Raw genomic sequence first — 6,528 nt, 5'->3', positions numbered from 1 at the left:
TCGACGAAGCCGTCGCCTCGGGAGAGCTCGTAGTTCCCGGGGGTGGCCGACAGGTAGACCGTCTGGCCGATCCGCTCCTCGGGCCGGGGGAGTGGCTGGCGCGGGGCTCGGGCTGGGGCGCGCTGGAGGTGCTGCGCGGCGGCTTCGAACTGCCCGGCACCCCGTTCCCGCAGGCCACGCTGGAGGAGGCCCAGGAACCCTGGGTGGCGCTGTGGAGGACCGGCGTCCACCCGGTGCCCCGCCGGGTCGTCCCGCCGGGGCCCAGCCTGGTCGCCGCGCACTGGCGGGACATGCTGGAGACCGCCCCGGCGGACCCGCTGACCGAGTACCACCTGGGCGTGGCCCAGTGGCACGCGGGGGACACCGCCCAGGCCGTGCGCAGCTGGGAGCGCGGGCTGCCGCTGGCCCCGTCGCGCTGGCCGCTGCTGCGCTGCCTGGCGGTGGCGGACGCGCTGGCCGGGGACCCGGAGCGGGCGGCGGACCGGTACGCGGAGGCGTTCGAGGACCTGGCGGCGGAGAGCCGGGGCGGTGAGGCGTGGACGGCGGCGGAGTCCGCGCTGGGCCGGGAGGCGATGACGGCCCTGCTGGCGGCGGGCCGGCCCGCCGGGGCGCGGGCGGTCTGGGACCGGCTGCGGCCCGCGCTGCGGGAGCAGGGCCGGTTCCGGCTGCTCGCCGCGCGGCTGCTCGCGGCGGAGGGGCACGTGGGGGCGGCCCGCCGGGTGTTCGAGGACGGCTTCGAGCCGGCGGACCTGCGGGAGGGGGAGGAGACGCTGTCGGAGGTGTGGGAGACCGTCTCGGCGGCGCCGCTCCCACCGTCGTACGACTTCCGCATGCGGCCGCCGGAGTAGTCGCGGGTCCCGCTGCGCGGGCTGTCCGTAGCCCCGCCGGCGTTCGAGGCGCGGGGTCTGGGGCGGAGCCCCGGGGAACGGGCGAAGAGGGGGTCCCCCCGGGCGAAGAGGGGGTCCCCCCGGACGGAGTCCGGGGGGAGGGTAGGGGAACTCCGCCCCGCGCAGCGGCTACCGCGTCAGGCCCGGCACAGCAGCTCCCCGTTCAGCACGGAGAACCACGCGTCGGGCGCGGCCCCCCACTCCCGCCACGCGGCGGCGATCCCGGCCAGTTCGCCCTCCGTCGCGTGCTTCCCGCCGACGGCCGCCTCCGCGTACGAGGAGGCCGTGGTCCGGTCCGCCCACAGGCCGGACCACCAGGCCACCTCCTCCGCCGTGGCGTAGCACCAGGAGGTCGCCGACGCCCGGACGTCCGTGAACCCGGCCGCGCGGGCCCAGGACAGCAGCCGCCGCCCGGCGTCCGGCTCGCCGCCGTTGGCGCGGGCCACCCGGCGGTACAGCTCCAGCCAGTCCTCCAGCCCCGGCGTCGCCGGGTACCAGGTCATCGCCGCGTAGTCGGCGTCGCGGACGGCCACGATCCCGCCCGGCCGGCACACCCGCCGCATCTCCCGCAGGGCCCGCACCGGGTCGCCCACGTGCTGCAGCACCTGGTGGGCGTGGACCACGTCGAAGGCGTCGTCCTCGAACTCCAGCGCGTGGACGTCGGCCACCGCGAAGTCCACGGCCCCCTCCAGCCCCCGCTCGGCCGCGTGGGCGGCCGCCTGGTCCAGTACGTCCCGCGACGCGTCGACGGCGGTGACCCGGCCGCCCGGGGCCACCCGCTCCGCCAGGTCCGCGGTGATGGTGCCCGGCCCGCAGCCCACGTCCAGGACCCGCATGCCCGGCCGCAGCTCCCCGATCAGGTAGGCGGCCGAGTTGGCGGCGGTGCGCCAGCGGTGCGAGCGCAGGACCGACTCGTGGTGGCCGTGCGTGTAGACGGCCGTCTCGTGGGCGTCGTTCATGGCGGTCTCCTCCTCGTCGAAGTGCTGTGATCACCGTAGGGGATCCGACCGTCATCTGAGATATGCGTTTTGACATGTGGACGCCCGCCTTGTCTCCCAAGGGGGTTGGCAGGGTCGGTGGCAGGCCCGTCCGGGGGCGAGGACAGTGGGCCGCAGGGGATCGCCGAGGACGGTGAGGACGATGCCGGGGACGCTGCCCGAACAGCACGCCGCGGCCCTGCGGCTCTTCGGCGAGCGGGTGCGGGCCGTCGAGGACGGACAGTGGGGCGCGCCGACCCCGTGCACCGAGTGGACCGTGCGGGACCTGGTCAACCACGTGACCGGCGAGCAGCTCTGGGTGCCGCCGCTGCTCACCGAGGGGCGGACGGTGGAGGAGGTCGGGGACGGGCTTTCCGGGGACCTGCTCGGCCGGGACCCGGCGGGGGCGTGGGAGCGGGCCGCGGCCGCCGCCCGGGCCGCCTTCGGTGCGCCCGGGGCGCTGGAGCGGACGGTGCGGCTGTCGTACGGGCCCACGGGCGCGGCGGCGTACTGCGCGGAGCTGACCGCCGACTGCGTGGTCCACGCCTGGGACCTCTCGCGGGCCGTCGGCGCGGACGACCGGCTGCCGGAGGGCCTGGTCGAGTTCTCGCTGCGGGAGGTCATGCCGTACGCCGACGGGCTCGCCGCGAGCGGGATGTACGACGCGCCGCTGGAGGTGCCGGACGGGGCGGACGCGCAGACCAGGCTGCTGGCCCTGGTGGGGCGGCGCGGGTGAGGGTTCGGCGGGGCGGAAAGCGGGCATGCCGCCAGAAATAATCGTATAAAGGGCAGGTCGATCGGCGGCAGCCGCGCGGCGCAGGCACCGGCCGCCGGGTGGCCGGCGGAGGGCAGCGGCAGCGGGCAGCGGAAGGCGGGCACGTGGCGGGGATGGCCGAGGGGACGACGGAAGGGCCCGCCGGGCCCGGGGTGTGGCGCCTGGCGCCGGAGGGGCGGGGGCCGGTCAGGTACGGTCCCCCCGCCCCCGAACCGGGACTGCCGGTCCTCCCGGAGCTGGAGGCCGTGCTCGCCGGGGCGGCCGGCCGGGCCGCCCCCGAGCCCCCGGGCGGCGGGGCGGGCGTACGCCGGGCCGCCTGCCGCTACTGGGCGCGGCGCGGGCTCGCCACCGAGCCGGAGAACGTCGCCGCCGGGCCCGGGGCGCCGGCCCTGCTGCTCGCGCTGCTCGGCGCGTACGGGGGCGACGTGCTGCTGCCCCGGCCCTGTCCCGCCTGGTGGACCCCGCAGGTCCGGCTGCTGGGACGGCGGGCCTACCACGTGCCCACCCCGGCCGAGTGCGGCGGCGTCCCGGACCCGTACGCCCTGCTGGAGACCGTCCGCAGGGTCCGCGCCGAGGGCGGCGACCCGCGGGTGCTGCTGCTGTCGGTGGCCGACGACCCGACCGCCACCGTGCCGCCGCCCGAGATGCTCCGCGAGGCCTGCGAGGCGGCCGAGGGGGCGGGACTGTTCGTCGTCAGCGACGAGAGCTGGCGCGACACCGTCCACCGGCCGCACGACACGCTGGTGCTGAGCCCCGCCGAGATGCTGCCCGACACCGCCGCCGTGCTGGTGGACCTGTCCGGCGCCCAGCTGCCGGGCGGCTGGCCCGCCGCCGTGGCCCGCTTCCCCGCCACCCCGCGCGGCACCTGGCTGCGCGCCCGCACCCTCGACATCCTCACCGCCACCGGCGCGCTGGTGGCGGGCCCCGTCGCGGTGGCCGCCGCGCACGCCCTCGACGAGCCGGACGCCGTCGCCGGACGGGCCTACGCGGCCGCCGCCCTGCACGGCGCGGTGGCGGCGGCCGCACACCGGGAGCTGCTGGCCGTCGGGGCGCTGGCCCGGCCGCCGCAGGCCGGGCGCCACCTGTACGCGGACCTTACCCCGCTCCGCGCGGGCCTGGCCCGGCACGGGGTGGGCGACGCGATGGAGCTGGAGGACTGGCTCGGCGGCCGGCTGGGCTCGCCGACGCCCGGCGGGCAGCGGTTCGCGGACGAACTGGGCGCGCTGCGCGTCCGGCTGTCGACCGGCCCCCTGCTGGGCGCGACCCCCGGGGAGCGGCTCGCCGCGCTCGGCGCCCGCGACCCCCTGGCCCTGCCGCACGTCCGGGCCGCGCTCGACCTCCTCGGCTCGGTACTGGCCGGACTGGCCGACTGACGCCGGCCCACGAACGGAGACCGCCAGATGAGGGACCAGCCCCACCCCCCGCCGCCGCCCGCCCCCGCCCCTCCGTCCCACGGCCACCCGCCCAGACCCCCGGCCCCGGCCGCCGGGTCCGCGGCCTCGGCCCCCGCCCCCCGGCCCCTCGGGGAGGCGCGGGTGTGGCCGCGGTCCTTCCGGGACCGGCTGACCGTGCCGCTGCCCGGGGTGCGGGCCCTCGCGCGGCTGGCGCGGGAGGGGGCCCTGCGGCCCGGGCCCGAGGGGCTGCGGGGGATCCCCGACCTGCCCTACCGGCCCGCGCCGCTGCCTCCCGTGGCGCCCGGCGAGGTCTGCGTGACCTGGGCCGGACACGCCTCCTGGGTGGTGCGCACCGGCGGGCTGACGGTGCTGACCGACCCCGTGTGGTCCCGGCGGATCCTCGGCACCCCGGCCCGGATGACCCCGCCCGGGGTGCGCTGGGAGGAACTCCCGCCCGTGGACGCGGTGGTGATCAGCCACAACCACTACGACCACCTCGACGCCCCTACCCTCGCCCGGCTCCCCCGGGACACCGCCCTCTTCGTACCCGCCGGCCTCGCCCGCTGGTGCCGCCGCCGGGGCTTTGGCCGGGTGACCGAGCTCGACTGGTGGGAGTCCGCCGAACTGGGCGGCGTACGCTTCGACTTCGTCCCCGCCCACCACTGGTCCCGGCGCTCCCTCCTGGACACCTGCCGCACCCTCTGGGGCGGCTGGGTGCTCACCGACCTCGCCGGCGGCGGCGGGAACACGGTGTACTTCGCGGGCGACACCGGCTACGGGCACTGGTTCGGCGAGATCGGCCGCCGCCACCCCGGCATCGGCCTCGCGCTCCTGCCCGTCGGCGCCTACGCCCCGCGCTGGTGGCTGCGCGACGTGCACGCCGACCCGGAGGAGGCCGTACGGGCCTGCCTCGACCTCGGGGCCCGCCGGATGGCCCCCATGCACTGGGGCGCCTTCGTACTCTCCGCCGAACCGGTCATGGAACCCCTGCACCGGGTCCGGGCCGCCTGGGCCCGCGCGGGGCTGCCCCGCGAGGACCTCTGGGACCTGCCCGTCGGCGCCTCCCGCGCCCTCGGCGCGGACACCGGGTCCGGCTCCGGGGCGCCGGACCGGCTCGCGGCTGACATGCCCCTGTCGTAGATCACCCGGCTGGCATACCGTGCCACCACGGAACACCCCGTGGAGGAAGGCGCGTACGCACGTGGACGACGGTGAACTGCTGTTCCTGGGCGCGGCCCGGCAGGCGGAGCTGGTACGGGCGGGGAAGGTCACCGCGCGCGGGCTCGCCGAGGCCTCACTGCGCCGGATCGAGGCGCTGGACCGGCACCTGGGCGCCTTCCGGGTGGTGCGCGCCCGCGACGAGGTCCTCGCCGAGGCCGACGCCCGCGACGCCGCCCGGGCGGCGGGCGCGGACCTGCCCCTCCTGGGCGTGCCCGTCGCGGTCAAGGACGAACTGGACGTGGCCGGGGAGGTCACGGGCTTCGGCGGCGCCGCCAACCACACCCCGGCCGCCCGTGACGGCGAGGCCGTGCGCCGGCTCCGGGCGGCCGGCGCGGTCGTCGTCGGCAAGACCGTGATGCCGGAGTTCGGGCAGTGGCCGTTCACCGAGTCCGCCGCCCACGGCAGCGCCCGCAACCCCTGGGACACCTCCCGCACCACCGGCGGATCCAGCGGCGGCAGCGCCGCGGCCGTCGCGGCGGGCCTCGTCGGCGCCGCGCTCGGCGGCGACGGCGGCGGGTCGATCCGCATCCCCGCCGCCTGCTGCGGCCTCTTCGGCCTCAAACCGCAGCGCGGCCGCGTCCCCACCGCCCCCCAGCCCCACCTCTGGTACGCCCTCGGCACCATCGGCCCGCTCACCCGCACGGTGCTCGACAGCGCCCTGCTCTACGACGTCCTCAGCGGGCCCTCGGACACCGACCGCTGGGCGGCCCGCCCCGCCGCCACCGGCTTCGTCCGCGCGGCGTCCACCGCGCCCGGCCGGCTCCGCATCGCCTGGTCGGCCAGGCCGGCGGTGCCCGGGGTGCGCCCCCACCCCGAGCACGTGGCAGCCCTGCGGCGGACGGCCCAGGTGCTGGGCGAACTCGGCCACGACGTACGGGAGGTGTCCCCGCGCTACCCCGACGCCACGGCGGCGTTCCTGCCCCAGTTCTGCGGCGGCGTCCGGGCGGAGGCCGCGACCGTGGAGCGGCCGGAGCTCCTGGAACGCCGCACCCGGCAGACCCTGCGGCTCGCCCGGCTGGCCCCGGAGGCCGCCGTGGAACGGGCGGTGCGCGCGGGGGAGCGCCTCGCGGTACGGGCCGAGCGGGTCTTCGCCGGGGCGGACCTGCTGCTCACCCCGACGCTCGCGCACCGGCCGCGGGGGGTCGGGGCGCTGGACGGGGTGGGGCTGGCGGGGGCGTTGACGTTGATCGGCTGGTCCTTCTTGAAGCCGCCGCCCGCGCCGCCGGTGTCGATGACGTTCAGGTTGTCGTTCAGGTGCTGGTAGTAGAGGTACG

3 protein-coding genes and 3 pseudogenes are annotated in these 6,528 nt (G+C 78.3%); 5 read left to right on the top strand and 1 reads right to left on the bottom strand.

The genetic code is table 11. The features are described 5' to 3' along the window. Positions 1–83 precede the first annotated feature (83 nt). Positions 84–848: pseudogene (locus tag AB0O29_RS33610) on the top strand (DUF5107 domain-containing protein); the annotation flags it as partial. Between the two features lie 176 nt (positions 849–1,024). Here AB0O29_RS33610 and AB0O29_RS33605 read toward each other — a convergent pair. Next, positions 1,025–1,846: a methyltransferase domain-containing protein gene (locus AB0O29_RS33605; RefSeq protein WP_365159529.1), complete on the bottom strand. Its 822-nt coding sequence runs from the start codon at positions 1,844–1,846 to the stop codon at positions 1,025–1,027. 181 nt (positions 1,847–2,027) lie between these two features. On the opposite strand from AB0O29_RS33605, the gene AB0O29_RS33600 reads away from it, so the two are divergent. From AB0O29_RS33600 to AB0O29_RS33585, 4 genes and pseudogenes are all read left to right on the top strand, one after another. Next, positions 2,028–2,600: a TIGR03086 family metal-binding protein gene (locus tag AB0O29_RS33600; RefSeq protein ID WP_365159526.1), complete on the top strand. Its 573-nt coding sequence runs from the start codon at positions 2,028–2,030 to the stop codon at positions 2,598–2,600. A 152-nt stretch (positions 2,601–2,752) separates the two neighbouring features. Further along, positions 2,753–4,012, top strand: coding sequence for an aminotransferase class I/II-fold pyridoxal phosphate-dependent enzyme (locus AB0O29_RS33595; RefSeq protein ID WP_365159532.1), 1,260 nt, complete (start codon positions 2,753–2,755; stop codon positions 4,010–4,012). Between the two features lie 138 nt (positions 4,013–4,150). Then, positions 4,151–5,173 (top strand): annotated as a pseudogene (locus AB0O29_RS33590) (MBL fold metallo-hydrolase); the annotation flags it as partial. Positions 5,174–5,192: 19 nt separating this feature from the next. After that, positions 5,193–6,398, top strand: a pseudogene (locus tag AB0O29_RS33585) (amidase family protein); the annotation flags it as partial. Positions 6,399–6,528: the final 130 nt, after the last annotated feature.

It is taken from the genome of Streptomyces sp. NPDC089915 (assembly GCF_040684675.1).
GTDB lineage: Bacteria > Actinomycetota > Actinomycetes > Streptomycetales > Streptomycetaceae > Streptomyces.
The sequence above is the reverse complement of the archived record's forward strand: the minus strand, read 5'-3'. Positions and strand labels throughout refer to the sequence as shown.